Genomic DNA, 17,309 nt, shown 5'->3' on the forward strand with positions numbered 1-17,309 from the left:
GAGCGGGCATGCTCGACATAAAACGCATCCCCATCCCCGCGCTGATCGGCCTGGTGCTGACGGCGCTGTTCGTGCTGGCAGCGATCTTCGCGCCCTGGATCGCGCCGTACGGCAATGGGGAGATCGTCGGCGATGTCTGGGGACCGATGTCGGCGACACATTGGCTGGGCACCGACAATCTCGGCCGCGACCTTCTTTCGCGCATGATCTATGGCGCCCGCGTCACGCTGTTCATCGCGGTGCTGGCCACCGCGCTGTCCTTCTCGCTCGGCGCAATCCTTGGCTTCTCGGCGGCGGTTTTCGGCGGCTGGTTCGATACGCTTATGTCGCGCCTTGTCGATCTCCTGATGTCGATCCCGACGCTGATCATGGGCCTCGTCGTGCTGTCGGTGCTGCCAACCAATCTGGTGACGCTGATCCTGGTCATGGGCATTCTCGACTCGACCCGCGTCTATCGCCTGTCGCGGGCGGTCGCCGTCGACATAAACGTCATGGATTTCGTCGAGGCGGCCAAGCTGCGCGGCGAAGGCAGCATGTGGATCATCTTCCGCGAGATCCTGCCCAATGCGTTGTCGCCGCTGGTTTCGGAACTCGGCCTGCGCTTCATCTATGCGGTGCTGTTCCTGTCGACGCTGTCCTTCCTCGGACTTGGCGTGCAGCCGCCTAGCGCCGATTGGGGCGGCATGGTCAAGGAAAACAAGGACGGCATCGTCTTCGGCATAGCGGCGGCACTCATCCCTGCGGCGGCGATCGCGATGCTGGCGATTTCCGTCAACCTCGTCGCCGACTGGGTGCTCAACCGCACGACAAGTCTGAAGGGAGGGCGCGGATAATGGCTGACCAGCGAGCAAAGTCCGTGCTGCTCGACATCCGCAATCTGCGCATCGAGGCCACGGTGTTCCCGCCGGGCGAGCCGCCGAAGAACATCGTGCTGGTCCATGATGTGTCGCTGACGCTCGAGAAGGGCAAGGTGCTCGGCCTGATCGGCGAGTCCGGCGCCGGCAAGTCGACCATCGGCCTGGCGTCGATGGGCTATGGCCGCGGCGGCGTGCGCATCACCGGCGGCGAGGTCATACTGAACGGCCGCGACATCCTCAAGGCCGGCAAGGAGGGCTTTCGCAAGCTGCGCGGCCGCGAGGTGTGCTATGTCGCGCAATCGGCTGCCGCCGCCTTCAACCCGGCGCACAGACTGATGGACCAAGTGGTCGAGGCGACGCTGCTGCATGGCACGGCGACACGGGCCGCGGCCGAAAAACGCGCCGTCGCGCTGTTCAAGAAGCTCAGCCTGCCGAACCCCGAAAGCATCGGCGAGCGCTTTCCGCACCAGGTGTCCGGCGGCCAGCTGCAGCGCGTGATGACGGCGATGGCGCTGTGCTCCGAGCCCGACCTGATTGTCTTCGACGAACCAACCACGGCGCTCGACGTGACGACGCAGATCGACGTGCTGGCGGCGATCAAGGACGCCATCCGCGACACCCATGTCGCGGCGCTCTACATCACTCACGACCTTGCCGTCGTCGCGCAGGTCTCGGACGAGATCATGGTGCTGCGCCATGGCCGGCTGGTCGAATGGGGCGGCACCCGCCAGATCATCAAGGAGCCGCGCCAGGAATACACCAATGCGCTGGTCTCCGTGCATGAGATCGAGCACCAGGAGCAGAAGCCCGGCACGACGCCGTTCCTGTCGGTCAAGAACATCACCGCCGCCTATGGCCGCAGCCATATCAAGGTGCTGAAGAACGTCTCGGTCGACATCTATCCGGGCCAGACGCTGGCCGTGGTCGGCGAGTCCGGGTCCGGCAAGTCGACACTGGCGCGCGCCATCACCGGCCTCCTGCCACCCGAAGAGGGCACCGTCACCTTCGATGGACGTCCGCTCCCCAACCGGCTCGCCGACCGGCCCAAGGAGGATCTGCGCCAGTTGCAGATGATCTATCAGATGGCCGACGTGGCGATGAACCCGCGCCAGACCGTCGGCACCATCATCGGCCGGCCGCTCGAATTCTATTTCGGTCTGCGTGGAAGGCAACGTGACGCCCGCGTCGCCGAGCTGCTCGACAAGATCGAAATGGGCAAGGGTTTCATCGACCGCTACCCGGCCGAGCTTTCCGGCGGCCAGAAGCAGCGCGTCTGCATCGCCCGCTCGCTTGCGGCCAAGCCGAAGCTGATCATCTGCGACGAGGTGACCTCGGCGCTCGACCCGCTCGTGGCCAATGGCATCCTGAAGCTGCTGCTCGAGCTGCAGAAAGAGGAAAACGTCGCCTATCTGTTCATCACCCACGACCTCGCTACGGTGAAGTCGATCGCCGATTCGATCGCGGTGATGTATCGCGGCGAGGTGGTGCGCTACGGCGCTAAGAGCCAGGTGCTGGCGCCGCCGTTCGATGCCTACACCGACCTTCTCTTGTCCTCGGTCCCCGAAATGGAGATCGGCTGGCTGGAAAAGGCGATCAAGGGACGGCGCATGGCCAGCGCGGGCAATTAGACACCCCGGTGGCGCTGAAGACAAAACTTCTGCTGATCATCCTCGACGGCGTGCCTTACCGCAACTGGCGCCGGCTGATGGGCAATCTCGAAGGCTGGGTGCTATCGGGCGAAGCGCGCATCTGGAAGATGCGTTCCGTGCTGCCGTCGACCTCGGCCTGCTGCTATGCCTCGATCCACACCGGCGTGGCGCCGCAGGTGCATGGTATCCTGACCAACGAGAACCGGTTTCGCGTCGAGCAACCGGATATCTTCTCCGAGGTCAGCAAGGCCGGTGGCAAGACCGGCGCGGTCACCCATTCCTACTGGTCCGAATTCTTCCGGGCCTATCCTTTCGATCTGGTCGAGGATATGGAATTCGACGAGCCGGGCGGGCCGATCACGTATGGCCGTTTCCACACGATGACCGGCTACAACGCCCGCAACCAGATGACGCCGAGCGACATCGACCTGTTCGCGACGCTGACCATGCTGACCAGGCGCCACGGCATCGACTACGGCATCCTGCATACCTGCACACTGGACTCGATGGGCCACCGCTTCGGCCACGACTGCCACGAGATGGACCATGCCGTTTATGCGATGGACGGCATGCTGGCCACCTTCCTGCCGCGCTGGCGGGAAGCCGGCTACGAGGTGATCGTCACCGCCGATCACGGCCAGACCGATCGCGGCCATCATGGCGGCCATGACGACGATATGCAGGATTTTGCTCTGTATTATTTCGGACAGGGCAAGGGTCCGGAGGCCGATACGCTGCTCGACCAGCTGCAGCTTGCGCCGACGGTGCTTGCGCGCCTTGGCGTGCCGGTGCCCGCGACAATGAAGGCCAAGCCGTTCCTCGACTGATGCGCGTCTCCACTTCTCCCCCTTGTGCGAGAAGGAATTTGCGCGCCTTTGGCAACGTTGCCGCTCTTCGGCTAGGCTCCGGAAAAATCCTGGGCGGAAGTGGTGAACCGTTTTGCCCCGATCAGCGCAGACAGAAGCGCCACGGCCGTGAATTTCGGCCCCAAGGGCAGGGACAAAGATTTCGACTACGGCCTGCTGGTCACCAAGGCGGCCGAGGCTGCGATGGTATAGCTCTGGCGCTTTGGGGTTGTGTTGATTCAGGTCAGGTCGAGCCGAAACCAGTGCGCTAGGCCCGGGCTCCGGCGACCGATCCCCTTACCACCAGATCGACCGGCCAGACTTCGCCGCGGGCGCCCTCCTCCAATCCGGAAATCCGCGCCGCCAGCCGCTCGGCGACGCGCGCGCCGGCCAAACGGATCGACGAACGCGTCGTCGACAACGGCACCGAAAAATTTTCCGGCTTCAGCCAGGGGAAGACGTCGTCATGGGCGATCAGCGACAGGTCGCCGGGGATGGTCAGGCCGAGATCGCGCGCCGCCCGCACGACGCCGAGCGCCATGATCAGGCTGGAGCAGGCGATCGCGGTCGGCGCATCGCTGCGCTCGAGCAGCCGTCTGGCGGCGCGGTAGCCGTTCTCCTCGGTCATGGCGAGGGAACAGACATGGCCTTCGCCTAGGGCCAGACCGCTCGCCGCCAGCGCCCGGCGCACGCCACGCTCGCGGTGAATGGCGAAGGTCTCGCGGTGGTCGCCGTTGATCAGCGCCAGCCGCCGGTGACCGAGCTGGACGAGCAGCCGAGCCGCCTCGTGGAAGGCGCCCTCATTGTCGATGTCGGTGTAGGGGTAGGCGAAATCGAGCCCTTCGCTGCGGCCATGGACGATGAAGGGGATGCCGAGCGTGCTGACCAGCGCCACCCGCCGGTCGGCCGGCCTCGGCGATGAGATGTAGACGGCGTCGACCTGCCGGTTGGCGACGATGCGCCGGTAGGTCGTCTCCTGGTCGTCGGCATCGGCCGGGGACAGCACCAGGTCGAGTTCGTGCAAACGGGCGTAGTCGCCGAGACCGGACAGGAATTCGACGAAATGCGGGTCGATGTCGACGGTCGTCCCGGTCGGCAAGACATAACCGATCATCCCGGTCTTGCCGGTCGCCAGCCGGCGCGCGCTCGGGTTGGGGCGGTAGCCGTGGCGCTTGGCGGCGTCGATCACCCGCCGGCGCGTTTCCTCGTTGACTTCCGGGTAGCCGTTGAGCGCACGGCTTACCGTTGTCTGCGAAAGCGCCAGCATGTGGGAAAGCTGTTTGAGGTTCACCGGAGGCCTCCAAGCCTCAAAGCGCTTTTAACTACGGATCGTCGGCCCCGCCACGGCAGCGCTGCTGCATTTAAGATCATAAGCACTGTTTCTGACCGGTTTGAAGCAAAATTTGCTGCTGCTGCGCCAAAAAAGCCTACTGCATCGCTTTTAGTTGCTCCTTATGTCGGCAGAATTAAATCGATTAGCTTATCTCCCTCTTGACTCCTGATCCATTCAGTGGCGTGATCGGAAAGAACCAAAGCGCTTTGGAAGACTCTTCGAAAGGTTGCGGTTCCTTTCCGACTGAGTCACAGTCCTGCGGCGTCGGCGGACGGAATGGAGGTTCCGTCCGGTGTTTGTCACCACTGGGAGGGAATACCTATGACGAAAATGCTTCTGCTGAGCGCCGCTTTTGTCACGCTCGCCCTGGGCGCACCGGCGCAAGCCGAACTGAAGTTCAAGCCGGGTGAGGACCCCCGTTTCAACTGGGCAAACTACGAAGAGCTCAAGAAGGTTGACCTCAAGGGCGAGACGCTATCGATCTTCGGGCCATGGCGCGGCGAGGACGAGGGCCTTGTGCGCACCGTTCTCGACTATTTCTCGGAGGCCACCGGCGCTGAGATCAAATACTCGTCGTCGGAAAATTACGAGCAGCAGATCGTCATCGACACGCAGGCCGGCAGCCCGCCCAACATCGCGGTGCTGCCGCAGCCGGGCCTAATCCAGGATCTGGCGTCCAAGGGCCTGCTGACGCCGCTCGGCGACGACACCGCCAACTGGATCAAGGACAATTACGGCGCCGGCCAGTCATGGGTCGATCTCGGCACCTTCAACGACAAGGACGGCAAGCCGGGCTTCTTCGCTTTCCCCTACAAGGCCGACGTGAAATCGCTGGTCTGGTACTCGCCGGACAATTTCGAGGAAGCCGATTACGAGGTGCCGAGGACGCAGGAAGAGCTCGCCGAGCTTGAAAAGAAGATCATCGCCGACGGCGGCACGCCATGGTGCATCGGGCTCGGTTCGGGCGGCGCCACCGGCTGGCCGGCGACCGACTGGGTCGAGGACATCATGCTGCGCACGCAGACGCCCGAGACCTACGACAAGTGGGTGAAGAACGAGATCCCATTCAACGATCCCGCGGTGGTCAACGCCATCGACATTTTCGGCAAGATCGCGACCGATGACAAGATGGTCGACGGTGGCGCCAAGGCGGTGGCGGCGACCGACTTCCGCGACAGCCCGAAAGGCCTGTTCTCGGTGCCGCCGAAATGCTATTTGCACCATCAGGCGTCGTTCATCCCGACCTTCTTCCCGGAAGGCACTGAGATCGGCCAAGACGCCGATTTCTTCTACTTCCCACCTTATGCTTCCAAGCCCGACCTCGGCACCCCGGTGCTCGGCGCCGGCACGCTGGCCATGATCACCAAGGACTCCAAGGCCGCGCGCGCCTTTATCGAATTCCTGAAGATGCCGCTCGCCCATGAGATCTGGATGGCCCAGGGCGGTTTCGTGACGCCGTTCAAGTCGGTCAACAAGGAGGCCTATGCCAGCGACGCGCTGAAGAAGCAGGGCGAAATCCTTGCCGAAGCCTCGACCTTCCGCTTCGACGGGTCCGACCTGATGCCGGGCAAGATCGGCGCCGGCGCCTTCTGGACCGGCATGATCGATCTCGTCGGCGGCAAGTCCGCCCAGGATGTCGCCACTGACATCCAGAAGAGCTGGGACGCGATCAAGTAGGCGGTCCCGGCTGACGTGCGGACTGCCGATCCTGAATGGATCCGGGGCTCAGTGGCCCGGATCCGACCGGGGGCCCGCGCCGCAGCAATCTTTGTTGACGCGCGACCAGCAAGACTAGAACCCCGCCTTGCATCCGGTCGCGTTCCAAACAACTGAATCGGCGCATGATCCGGTCGCCAAAGCCATTCTCGACTGGCGGATCATGCGCAGAGGGAGGGACCCGTGGCGGCTCAGATTTTCTCGGCCATATTCGTCATCATCGTCGGCGTCGGCGGCTGCGTCGCCTATTTCTGGGGCGCCAATAAGCTGGTGGACATCATCTTCCCGTCGCGCGGCGTTGCAGGTGCTGCGGCCATCGACAATCTGCGCCGGCAGGGGATGATCCGGCCGTGGCTGTTCGTCGGCCCGGCCATGATCATCCTCACCATCTACCTGATCTACCCGGTCGTGGAGACGCTCAGGCTGTCGTTCCTCGATCGCGGTGGCGCCAACTTCGTCGGCTTCGCCAATTATGAATGGGCGTTCGGCGACCGCGAGTTCCGCACCTCCATCCTCAACAACATCATGTGGCTGGCGGTCGTGCCTGCCGCCTGCACTTTCCTCGGGCTGATCATCGCCGTCCTCACCGACAAGATCTGGTGGGGCACCATCGCCAAGAGCCTCATCTTCCTGCCGTTGGCCATCTCGTTTGTCGGCGCCAGCGTCATCTGGAAATTCATCTACGAGTATCGCGGCGCCGGCCAGACGCAGATCGGCCTGCTCAACGCCATCATCCAGTATTTCGGCGGCCAGCCGCAGGTCTGGATATCGCTGCCGTTCTGGAACAATTTCTTCCTGATGATCATCCTGATCTGGATCCAGACCGGCTTTGCCATGGTCATCCTGTCCTCGGCCTTGCGAGGTATTCCCGAAGAGACGCTGGAAGCGGCCGTCATCGACGGCGCCAATCCGTTCCAGATCTTCTGGAAGATCATGGTGCCGCAGATCTGGGGCACGATCGCCGTCGTCTGGACCACCATCACCATCCTGGTGCTGAAGGTGTTCGACATCGTGCTGACCATGACCAACGGCCAATGGAACAGCCAGGTGCTGGCCAATCTGATGTTCGACTGGATGTTCCGCGGCGGCGGCGATTTCGGCCGCGGCGCCACCATTGCCATCATCATCATGATCGCGGTCATTCCGATCATGGTCTGGAACATCCGCCAGGCGAACAAAGAGACGGGGGGACATTGAGATGGCCGTGGCGACCGGAAAGTCCTTTGCCAGCCGTTTCGGCGTCCATATCGCTGTCTTCATCTTCGTCGCGATCTGGACCGTGCCGACGCTCGGCATTCTCGTCTCGTCGCTGCGCGACAAGGATCAGATCATCGCCTCGGGCTGGTGGAACTCGTTCGCCAGTTCCACCCAGACGGAAGCGGGCCGGCTGCCACCCGCCTCGGCGCAAGTCGAGAAGGACGGCAAGTTCGTCCTCGAGGGCAACATCTTCGGCGACGATCCGGCCCGCGACATCAGCGCCTTCGGCGTCAAGTCGTCGGCGCCGACGCAATATCCCGCCGGCACGACAGCCGATCTCGGCGACGGCGAGACCTTGCAGCTCAACGCCGACGGCAGTTTCGTCATGACCTCAACGAAGCCCTTTGAGGGCGAGCGCGGCCAGCGCGTCTACTACGCCTCGTCGGCGCCACCGAAATTCACCACCGAAAATTACAGTACGGTGCTGTTTTCGGAAGGTATCGGCCGCTCCTTCATGAATTCGCTGACCGTCACCATTCCGGCGACGGTCATCCCGATCCTGATCGCGGCGTTCGCTGCCTATGCGCTGGCCTGGATGCGCTTTCCCGGCCGGGCGTTGCTCATCGCGGTGATCATCGGCCTCTTGGTCGTGCCGCTGCAGATGTCGCTGATCCCGCTGCTGAAGCTTTACAACGGCGTCGGCAGCTTCTTCGGCGTGCCGTCGAAGACCTATCTCGGCATCTGGCTGGCGCATACCGGCTTCGGCTTGCCCTTCGCCATCTATCTCCTCAGAAGCTACATTGCCGGCCTGCCGCGCGAAATCATGGAGTCGGCGCGCATCGACGGCGCCAGCGATTTCGAGATCTTCGTCAAGATCGTGCTGCCGCTGTCGTTCCCGGTGCTGGCCTCCTTCGCCATCTTCCAGTTCCTGTGGGTGTGGAACGATCTGCTGGTCGCGATGGTTTTCCTCGGCACCGAGGGCGACCAGATCGTGCTGACCGCCAAGCTCAACGCGTTGCTCGGCTCGCGCGGCGGCGACTGGGAGATCCTGACGACATCGGCTTTCATCACCATTGTCGTGCCGCTGATCGTGTTCTTTTCGCTGCAGCGCTATTTCGTCCGCGGGCTGCTCGCCGGCTCGGTCAAAGGGGGTTGAGATCATGCAATCCGCTGTGAAAGCAACGTTGAGCCCCGACCTCGCCGTCGACCGCGACTGGTGGCGAGGTGCCGTGATCTACCAGATCTATCCGCGCAGCTATCAGGACTCGAACGGCGACGGCATCGGCGACCTCAGGGGCATCATCCGCAGGCTGCCCTATATCGCGGCGCTCGGCGTCGATGCCATCTGGATCTCGCCGTTCTTCAAGTCGCCGATGAAGGATTTCGGCTACGACGTATCAGACTATTGCGACGTCGATCCGATGTTCGGCACGCTGGCCGATTTCGATGCCCTGACCGCCGAGGCGCACAGGCTCGGGCTCAAGGTGATGATCGACGAGGTGCTGTCGCATACCGCCGACATCCATCCGTGGTTCAGGGAAAGCCGCTCGAGCCGCACCAACCCGAAGGCGGACTGGTATGTCTGGGCCGACGCCAAGCCCGACGGCACGCCACCCAACAACTGGCTGTCGATCTTCGGCGGATCGGCCTGGCAGTGGGACACCAGCCGCCAGCAATATTACCTGCATAATTTCCTGGCCGAGCAGCCCGATCTCAACTTCCACAGCCGCGAGGTCCAGGATGCGCTGCTCGATGTCACCCACTTCTGGCTGGAGCGCGGCGTCGACGGCTTCCGCCTCGACACAATCAATTTCTACTTCCACAGCCAGGGCCTGGAGGACAATCCGCCGCTGCCGCCCGAAGAGCGCAACGACCAGACCGCTCCTTCCGTCAATCCTTACAACTACCAGGACCATCTCTACGACAAGAGCCGCCCCGAAAATCTCGGCTTTCTCGAACGCTTCCGCGCGCTGCTCGACGAATATCCGGCGACGGCGGCGGTCGGCGAAGTCGGCGATTCGCAGCGCGGGCTCGAGGTGGTGGCGGCCTATACCGCCGGCAGCAAGCGCGTGCACATGTGCTATTCGTTCGACTTCCTGGCGCCCGAAAAGATCAGCGCGGCAAAGGTGCGTTCGGTGCTGGAAGCCTTTGGCAAGGTTGCGAGCGACGGCTGGTCGTGCTGGGCCTTCTCCAACCATGACGTGATGCGCACTGCCTCGCGCTGGGCGGCGGGCGAGGCCGACCAGACCGCTTATCTCAAGGTGATCTCGGCGCTGCTGATGTCGCTGCGCGGTTCGGTCTGCATCTATCAGGGCGAGGAACTTGGCCTTGGCGAAGCGGAATTGCAATTCGAGGACCTGCAGGACCCCTACGGCATCCGCTTCTGGCCGGAGTTCAAGGGCCGCGACGGCTGCCGCACGCCGATGGTCTGGAATGGCGCCGACGGCAATGGCGGCTTCTCCAAGGCGAGGCCCTGGCTGCCCGTGCCCGTCAAGCACCTTTCGCAAGCGGTCGATGTGCAGCAGGGCGACGACAGCTCGCTGCTCGAACACTACCGGCGCTTTCTCGCTTTCCGCCGTTTGCATCCGGCGCTGGCCAAGGGCGAAATAGACTTCATCGAAAGCCAGGGCGATACGGTCGCCTTCACGCGCCGCGAGGGCAACGAGCAGATCGTCTGCGCCTTCAATCTCGGCAGCCGACCGGCCGAAATCGATCTCGGCGGACGCTCGCTGCAGCCCTTGCCGGGGCACGGGTTTTCGGGACAGACTGGCGTCGGCTCTATCCGCCTCGGTGGCTACGGCGCCTGGTTCGGGCGTGTCAACTGAATTTGCAATTCACTGGAGGGAATCATGGCCGATGTCACGCTAAGGCAAGTGAAGAAATCATACGGCAATCTTAACATTCTCCACGGCATCGACCTCGACATAAAGTCGGGCGAGTTTATCGTCTTTGTCGGCCCTTCCGGCTGTGGCAAGTCGACCTTGCTGCGGTCCATCGCCGGGCTTGAGGAAATCACCTCCGGGGAGCTCAGGATCGACGGCGAGGTGGTCAACGACGTGCCGCCGTCGAAGCGGGGCATCGCCATGGTGTTCCAGTCCTATGCGCTCTATCCGCACATGACCGTCTACGACAACATGGCGTTCTCTATGAAGATCGGCAAGGAGAGCAAGGCAGAGATCGACAAGCGAGTGCGCCAGGCCGCGGAAATCCTGCAGCTGACAAAATATCTCGACCGCCTGCCCAAGGCGATGTCGGGCGGCCAGCGCCAGCGCGTCGCCATCGGCCGCGCCATCGTGCGCAACCCGAAGGTTTTCCTGTTCGACGAGCCGCTGTCGAACCTCGACGCGGCACTGCGCGTCGCCACCCGCATCGAGATCGCCAAGCTCAAGGAGTCGATGCCGGCTACAACGATGATCTACGTCACCCACGACCAGGTGGAGGCGATGACGCTGGCAGACCGCATCGTGGTGCTCAAGGAGGGCCATATCGAGCAGGTCGGCACGCCGATGGATCTCTACAAGAAACCCGGCAATCTGTTCGTTGCCCAGTTCATCGGCTCGCCGGCAATGAACATCCTGCCGGCGACGATCGACAAATCAGGCGACCCGACCGTCGTCAGTCATGTCGGCGGGCGCAAGGCGACGGTGCCGATCGCCACGCCAGCGTCAGTGAAGGGCGCTTCGGTGAGCTTCGGCGTGCGGCCGGAGGATCTGATGATCGCCACCGGGACGGATTATCTTTTCGAGGGAACGGTGGACTATGTCGAGCAACTCGGCGAGGTTCAGCTCGTCTATGTCGACATCGGCCGCTCCGAACTGCCGCTGGTGACCAAGCTGCCCGGCAATGTCGAGGTCAAGCGGGGTGCTGCGCTGCGGTTGAATGCCGATGCCGGCGACCTGCATATTTTCGATGCCGACGGACATTCCTTCACACTCCACAAAGCGGAAGCAAAGGCAGCCTGAGGCTGGCGGCCTAACTGCTGGATACAGGCAGTTTGGCGAAGGCAAAAAACAAGAGCGGCGGGCAAAGCCCGCCGCTCTTGTGCGTTCAGGTCGCTGTTAGCGGCCGAACAGGTTGCGGTCGCTGCCGTGGACAGGCCTCTCGTCAGCCGGAACCGGATTCTGCGCCGAGGCCGAATTCTGGATCGAAGCCGTGTACGAGCTGTCGACCGCTACGGCCGGTTGGTTGGCGCCGTTCGATCCATAATTGTCGCTACCGGCAAATGCGCTGCCGGCGACGGCCAGAACGGCGGCGGTCGCAAGAACGATCTTCGTCATTTCAGTACTCCTGGATTTTTCGTGTTCCACCAACGCGGCGGGCAAATGCCGCCGCTGCTGTTGGGATCGACATTAGTTGTTGCCGAAGAGGTTACGGTCGCTGCCGTGGACGGGCTTCTCGTCAGCCTGAACCGGCTTCTGCGCCGAAGCCGAATTCTGAATCGAAGCCGTGTACGAGCTGTTGTCGACCGCAGCGGCCGGTTGGTTGGCGCCGTTCGATCCAAAATTGTCGCTGCCGGCAAAAGCGCTGCCGGAGACGGCCAGAATGGCGGCGGCGGCGGCAAGAATGATCTTCTTCATTTCTAGTACTCCTGAATTGTCATATCCCCTCAGCGCGGCGGCAGCGGTCTTTATGAAAAGACAACGCCGCTCTGCTGTTTGGGATCAGCTGTTAATTGTTGCCGAAAAGGTTGCGGTCGGCGCCCTGGACAACGGGCTTTTCAGCGTGAGCCGGCTTCTGAATGGAAGCCGTATACGAGCTGTTGTCGACCGCAGCGGCCGGCTGGTTGGCGCCGTTGGACCCATAATGGTCGCTGCCAGCAAAGGCGCTGCCGGTGATGGCCAGAACGGCGACGGCAGTAAGAGCAATCTTTTTCATTTTTGGTACTCCAGTATCTTAATTTTCCGTCCGTCTAGCGGCGTGTCTTGGGAGGAATTCGCGTCGTTCGGACAGCCCCGATGTGGGAAGGCCATTCGGCGGATTCCAATCACTAAGTTGTTCCGTGTGGACCAAGAATCTACACCTTGAAATTGTACCAGATGCTTCCAATAGTGTTATTTTGTGTTTTGTTTCAGAGGTTTATGCCAAGGCGCCATTCGACCATTTGACGAATTGCCGGACCTGCGTTCACAGCGTCATGCACGCATTGTCAACAGAAACGAACCGTTCGGTTCGATTTTAGAAGCGGCTTAAAAAGCCGGTGCTGAGTTGTTGTCGAATCATTAACCATTTAGGCGCCCTGCAATGGTTAAATCCGGCGTGCTTTCAGAACCGGCAGCGCTCGCAGCCGGGTGCAAATTCATCCCCCCTCAAATCCCGGCCCACAGGGTTTCGCCGCCGTGTCGCGCCGCATGGATACGATGTCGCTTTCATGCCGACAGTCAGCCAGCCGTCATGATTAGATCACGCCAACTCAGGTGCCGCTTGGTGACGACGAAGCGGAGAATTGGGAAGCCGGTCAGAACCCGGCGCTGCCCCCGCAACGGTGGTGGAGTTCAAGTCGCAACGGGAGACCACTGGGCCACAAGCCTGGGAAGGTGTCGCGATGAGTCCGCAAGGACACTCCAGAGCCCGGAAACCAGCCCGAGATTTCTAGACACGACTGATCGCGGTGGGCGGTCAAGAGGTGGATGATGCATGTCTGGCCTGTCGCCGGTCTGCGAGCGATCCTTCCTCCATCACCACCAGTTCAGTCTTTGGAGCGACGTGCGTCCATGTGGACGCACAAAACACGCTCCAAGACTTTTGAATTGCGCATCGTGCTTTCCGAAATCGATTCCGATTTCGGGCCGATGCGACGGCTATAAGGACAGGAAATGGAAGCGCGCAACGACATGCTGAGGCTCTTGCACGGCCGCAGGGCAGGCTATTCGCTCGAGCAGCCCTTCTATACCGATGCCGATTTCTTCAAGCTCGACATGGAGCTGATCTGGTATCGCGACTGGCTGTTCATCGGCCACGATTGCGAGTTGCCGAAGCCGGGCAGCTACATCACTGCCCAGATAGGCGACTATCCGGTTGTGCTGGTCCGCGACCAGCAAGGCAGGATCAATGCCTTCCACAATTCCTGCCGGCATCGCGGCAGCCGCGTCTGCAACGCCGACAAAGGCACGGCGGCGAAGCTCGTCTGCCCCTATCACCAGTGGACCTACGAGCTGGATGGCCGGCTTTTGTTCGCAAGGCAGATGGCGGACGGCTTCGACAAGAGCCAGTTCAGCCTGAAGCCGGTGGCTTGCGAAAGCGTTGGCGGCTACATCTTCATCTGCCTGGCCAAGGAGCCCGCCGATTTCGCGCCGATGCGCGCCATGATCGAGCCTTACCTCCTGCCGCACCGGCTGCGCGACGCAAAAATCGCCTTCGAATCGACCATCGTCGAGAAGGGCAACTGGAAGCTCGTCTGGGAAAACAACCGCGAGTGCTACCATTGCGCCGGCAACCATCCGGAACTGTGCAAGACATTCCCGGAAGCGCCGACCGTGACTGGCGTGCAGGGCGCCGATAGCGATCCGGAGATGCTTGCGCACTGGGCGAAATGCGAGGCGGCGGGCTTGCCGAGCAAGTTCCGCATCGATCCGGCCGGGCAGTATCGTGCCACCCGCGCGCCGCTCTTGCGCGATGCCGTCAGCTACACGATGACGGGAAGACGCGCGGTGAAGAAGAACCTTTCCGACAGCGTTTCGACCGAGCGCATCGGCTCGCTGCTGCTCTATCACTATCCGACGACCTGGAACCACATCCTCGGCGACCATGCCGTCACCTTCCGCGTGCTGCCGATCAGCGCCACGGAAACGGCCGTCACCACCAAATGGCTCGTCCACAAGGACGCGGTCGAAGGCGTCGATTACGATCTCGCCGAACTCACCCATGTCTGGACCGAGACCAACGATCAGGACCGCCGCATCGTCGAGGAAAACGCCTTCGGCATCCTGTCGCCGGCCTATGAGCCCGGCCCCTATTCTGAACTGCATGAGGGCGGCGTCATCCAGTTCGTCGAATGGTACGCCTCCTTCATCGGGCCGCGCCTTGCCGAGGACGGCCGGCCGGCGTTGCGCAGCGTCGCCTGAGAAAGGTCAAGGGTATGAATGCGATGACGGATCTCGGGCTCTACCGCCATCTCGACGAGATGGCGCCCTGGAACGACAGGCTTCAGGTGCTGGAAGTGATCGGCGTCAGCGACGAGGCGCCTGACGTGAAGACTTTCACCTTCCGCTCCGACAACCAGACCTGGTTCCGCTACAGACCGGGGCAGTTCGTGACACTGGAACTGCCGACCACTGACGGCCCGCTGATGCGGACCTATACGCTGTCGTCCTCGCCGTCGCGGCCGTTCTCGATCGCGGTGACGGTGAAAGCGCAGGCCGGCAGCCTCGGCACACGCTGGATGTTCGACAATCTCAAACCCGGCGTTCACGTGAAAGCCTATGGGCCGACCGGCGACTTTTCGCTGCACAGCCACCCCGCGGCCAAGTATCTGTTCATTTCGGCCGGCTCCGGCGTGACGCCGATGATGTCAATGCTGCGCTGGCTGAACGACTGCGCGCCATGGACAGATGTCGGCTTCGTCAACTGCGCACGAAAGCCCGAGGAGATCATCTTCCGCAAGGAGCTCGAACTGCTCGGCAGCCGCATGCCGGGCCTAACGCTTGGCTTCATGATCGAGGAGCGCTCCAGCCGCGAGGGCTGGTTCGGCCATATGGGCCGGATCGACGCGATACGGCTGCCGCTGCTGGCGCCCGATTTTCGCGAGCGCGAAATTTTCTGCTGTGGTCCCGACCCGTTCATGCGCGCCGTGCGGCAGATGCTTGAGGCGGTCGGATTCGACATGGCCAACTATCATCAGGAGAGCTTTGCGGCCCCAATAGTGGAGGAAATACTGGCCCCGTTCACATCACCGGCAAAGGGTGGGCCGGCAAAGGGTGGGCCGGCAGAGGGCGGGGTCGAGACACCTGCCGAGGCCGCAACGCCGATCCGCTTTTCGCTTTCGGATGTCGATGCCGACTGCGTTGCCGGCCAGACCGTGCTGCAGACGGCGCGCGCTTCGGGCGTACGCATCCCAGCGGCTTGCGAGTTCGGCCTGTGTGGAACCTGCAAGGTGAAAAAGGTCTCGGGCACAGTCGAGATGAGCCACAATGGCGGCATCCTCGATCACGAGATCGATGACGGCTTCATCCTTGCCTGCTGTTCGAAGCCACTGACGGCACTCGAAATCGACGCCTGACCGGCGAGGCGGCTAAAGCGCGTCGCGTTTGGCCGGCCTTATGCGACGCGCTTTACGTTGTCGTTTTCTATGCATGTCATTATCGCAAAAACCGCTGCACACTTTTGCGCGACATGCATTAAACCCCGTAGCGCTCGGTGCGGATGAGGCCTGCCGGAACGCCGGCATCGATCAGCGCCTGAGCGGCGGCCGACACGAAGGCATTCGAGCCGCAGACAAAGGCGAACCTTGGCGGCGCGGGCAGCCGCACCATCGATTGCTCTATCATCGCGGCATCGACCCGCCGCGAATAGTCCGCCGGGCGCCGGGCGGCCTCGCGGGTCAGCGTCAGCACCAGATCGAAGCCGTCGCGACGATCGTCGAGGCCGATCAGCTCGTCGCGAAAGATCACCTCGTCCCAGACCCGTGCGGAAAACACCAGTGCCACGGGCACCGCCGACCTGCGCGCCGCGCGATGGCGGATCATCGCCATCAGCGGAACCACGCCGGACCCGCCGCCGACCAGCAGAAGCGGACCGCCGTCGCCGTCGTACCAGACGAAGTGGCCGCCGAGCGGCCCGCGCAATTCGACCTCGTCGCCAACAGCCGCGATATCGTGGAAGAACGGCGAGACCTCGCCATCATCGAGCCTTTCGATCGCCAGTTCGATCATCTCGCCGGCTTCCGGCCCCGAGGCGATCGAGTAGGAGCGACGCGCCTGATAGCCATCCGGCGCCGTCAGCCTGACATCGACATGCTGCCCGGCACGATAGGCGAAGGGCCGCGACGGCTCGAGGAAAAAGCTGGTGACGCGCGGCGTGCGCTTTTCGATGCGTCGGATGGTGACGGTCTGCCAGGGCGACTGCGCCGCCGGCCCGTCGCTCATGGATCGCCCGTATAGCGCTGCTCGCGCCACGGGTCGCCATAGATGTGATAGCCGCGCAACTCCCAGAACCCGGGCTCGTCGCGCTCGGTGAACTGCAGCCCGTTCAGCCATTTGGCCGATTTCCAGAAATAGAGATGCGGAACCAGCAGCCGCGCCGGGCCGCCATGGTCCGGCGTGATCGGCTTGCCTTCGTAAAGCAGCGCCACCATCGCCTTGCCGGCGGTGAGATCCTTCGTCGGCACGTTGGTGGTGTAGCCGTCGAAGGACAGCGCCAGAGTGAAGGGGCTCAGTGGCTCAATGCCGGCATCCGCCAGAATATCGTCGACCAGCACGCCCTGCCACGCTGTGTCGAACTTGGTCCATGCGGTCACGCAATGGATGTCGCGGGTCATCTTGGTCAACGGCAGCGCGTTGAACTCTGTCCAACTCCACTTCTTGACCGGCCGCGGCCCGTGCTTGAGCGTGAACGACCACTCCTCGGTGCGCACGCGCGGCGTCGGCCCGGCCGACAGCACCGGGAACCCTTGCTCGAGATACTGCCCCGGCGGAATGCGCGCATCCGCATCCGTCGGGGGCTTTCGTCCTGAAGAGAAGCCGCGGGTGACCATCGAAACATCCGTGTGCATCAGGCC

At 62.6% G+C, this 17,309-nt stretch carries 17 protein-coding genes and 1 riboswitch; of the genes, 11 read left to right on the top strand and 6 right to left on the bottom strand.

Going from position 1 to position 17,309, the window contains the following annotated elements; translation table 11 throughout:
• The first annotated feature begins 8 nt into the window (after positions 1–8).
• The 4 genes from ACWTU8_RS13485 to ACWTU8_RS13500 all read left to right on the top strand — a co-directional run bounded on the left by ACWTU8_RS13485 (position 9) and on the right by ACWTU8_RS13500 (position 3,564).
• Positions 9–833 carry an ABC transporter permease gene (locus ACWTU8_RS13485; RefSeq protein WP_287333039.1) on the top strand — a complete coding sequence of 275 codons (825 nt, stop codon included), beginning with the start codon at positions 9–11 and terminating at the stop codon, positions 831–833.
• Positions 833–2,485, top strand: a complete 1,653-nt coding sequence (locus ACWTU8_RS13490) for an ABC transporter ATP-binding protein (protein WP_455848561.1) — start codon at positions 833–835, stop codon at positions 2,483–2,485. The genes ACWTU8_RS13485 and ACWTU8_RS13490 overlap by 1 nt, the downstream gene beginning before the upstream one ends.
• 8 nt (positions 2,486–2,493) lie before the next feature.
• The gene (locus ACWTU8_RS13495) at positions 2,494–3,333 is read left to right on the top strand and encodes an alkaline phosphatase family protein (protein ID WP_455848562.1); all 840 of its coding nucleotides are present in this window, start codon (positions 2,494–2,496) and stop codon (positions 3,331–3,333) included.
• A 102-nt stretch (positions 3,334–3,435) separates the two neighbouring features.
• Positions 3,436–3,564, top strand: coding sequence for a hypothetical protein (locus tag ACWTU8_RS13500; RefSeq protein ID WP_455848563.1), 129 nt, complete (start codon positions 3,436–3,438; stop codon positions 3,562–3,564).
• A 55-nt stretch (positions 3,565–3,619) separates the two neighbouring features.
• Here the strand turns inward: ACWTU8_RS13500 and ACWTU8_RS13505 are convergent, their stop codons facing one another.
• Positions 3,620–4,642: a substrate-binding domain-containing protein gene (locus ACWTU8_RS13505; RefSeq protein WP_455848564.1), complete on the bottom strand. Its 1,023-nt coding sequence runs from the start codon at positions 4,640–4,642 to the stop codon at positions 3,620–3,622.
• 363 nt (positions 4,643–5,005) lie between these two features.
• On the opposite strand from ACWTU8_RS13505, the gene ACWTU8_RS13510 reads away from it, so the two are divergent.
• The 5 genes from ACWTU8_RS13510 (at position 5,006) to ACWTU8_RS13530 (ending at position 11,559) form a co-directional block, all read left to right on the top strand.
• Positions 5,006–6,361 carry an ABC transporter substrate-binding protein gene (locus tag ACWTU8_RS13510; protein WP_455848565.1) on the top strand — a complete coding sequence of 452 codons (1,356 nt, stop codon included), beginning with the start codon at positions 5,006–5,008 and terminating at the stop codon, positions 6,359–6,361.
• Between the two features lie 222 nt (positions 6,362–6,583).
• The gene (locus tag ACWTU8_RS13515; RefSeq protein ID WP_065006607.1) at positions 6,584–7,597 is read left to right on the top strand and encodes a carbohydrate ABC transporter permease; all 1,014 of its coding nucleotides are present in this window, start codon (positions 6,584–6,586) and stop codon (positions 7,595–7,597) included.
• Between the two features lies 1 nt (position 7,598).
• A complete protein-coding gene (locus ACWTU8_RS13520) occupies positions 7,599–8,753 on the top strand; it encodes a carbohydrate ABC transporter permease (RefSeq protein ID WP_455848566.1) in 1,155 nt (384 codons plus the stop codon).
• Between the two features lie 4 nt (positions 8,754–8,757).
• Positions 8,758–10,422, top strand: a complete 1,665-nt coding sequence (gene bglA, locus ACWTU8_RS13525; RefSeq protein WP_455848567.1) for a beta-galactosidase BglA — start codon at positions 8,758–8,760, stop codon at positions 10,420–10,422.
• Positions 10,423–10,446: 24 nt separating this feature from the next.
• Positions 10,447–11,559, top strand: a complete 1,113-nt coding sequence (locus tag ACWTU8_RS13530; protein ID WP_455848568.1) for an ABC transporter ATP-binding protein — start codon at positions 10,447–10,449, stop codon at positions 11,557–11,559.
• 96 nt (positions 11,560–11,655) lie between these two features.
• On the opposite strand, the gene ACWTU8_RS13535 is transcribed toward ACWTU8_RS13530, so the two are convergent.
• The 3 genes from ACWTU8_RS13535 to ACWTU8_RS13545 form a co-directional block, all read right to left on the bottom strand.
• Entirely contained in the window at positions 11,656–11,874 is a 219-nt protein-coding gene (locus ACWTU8_RS13535) for a DUF680 domain-containing protein (RefSeq protein ID WP_455848569.1), read from the bottom strand.
• Positions 11,875–11,946: 72 nt separating this feature from the next.
• Positions 11,947–12,174, bottom strand: coding sequence for a DUF680 domain-containing protein (locus ACWTU8_RS13540; RefSeq protein ID WP_455848570.1), 228 nt, complete (start codon positions 12,172–12,174; stop codon positions 11,947–11,949).
• A 91-nt stretch (positions 12,175–12,265) separates the two neighbouring features.
• A complete protein-coding gene (locus ACWTU8_RS13545) occupies positions 12,266–12,472 on the bottom strand; it encodes a DUF680 domain-containing protein (RefSeq protein WP_029347529.1) in 207 nt (68 codons plus the stop codon).
• Positions 12,473–12,992: 520 nt separating this feature from the next.
• Positions 12,993–13,195, top strand: a riboswitch (cobalamin riboswitch).
• A gap of 215 nt (positions 13,196–13,410) precedes the next feature.
• Here ACWTU8_RS13545 and ACWTU8_RS13550 point away from each other — a divergent pair.
• Together ACWTU8_RS13550 and ACWTU8_RS13555 are read left to right on the top strand one after the other, a co-directional pair.
• A complete protein-coding gene (locus tag ACWTU8_RS13550; RefSeq protein WP_455848571.1) occupies positions 13,411–14,658 on the top strand; it encodes an aromatic ring-hydroxylating oxygenase subunit alpha in 1,248 nt (415 codons plus the stop codon).
• Positions 14,659–14,681: 23 nt separating this feature from the next.
• On the top strand, positions 14,682–15,812 hold the full coding sequence (locus tag ACWTU8_RS13555; protein WP_455849054.1) for a 2Fe-2S iron-sulfur cluster-binding protein: 1,131 nt from the start codon (positions 14,682–14,684) through the stop codon (positions 15,810–15,812).
• A gap of 118 nt (positions 15,813–15,930) precedes the next feature.
• On the opposite strand, the gene ACWTU8_RS13560 is transcribed toward ACWTU8_RS13555, so the two are convergent.
• Positions 15,931–16,677, bottom strand: coding sequence for an FAD-binding oxidoreductase (locus ACWTU8_RS13560; protein ID WP_029347524.1), 747 nt, complete (start codon positions 16,675–16,677; stop codon positions 15,931–15,933).
• Entirely contained in the window at positions 16,674–17,285 is a 612-nt protein-coding gene (locus ACWTU8_RS13565; protein WP_095517706.1) for a molybdopterin-dependent oxidoreductase, read from the bottom strand. The genes ACWTU8_RS13560 and ACWTU8_RS13565 overlap by 4 nt, the downstream gene beginning before the upstream one ends.
• Positions 17,286–17,309 lie beyond the last annotated feature (24 nt).

The organism is Mesorhizobium sp. BHbdii (assembly GCF_053848045.1).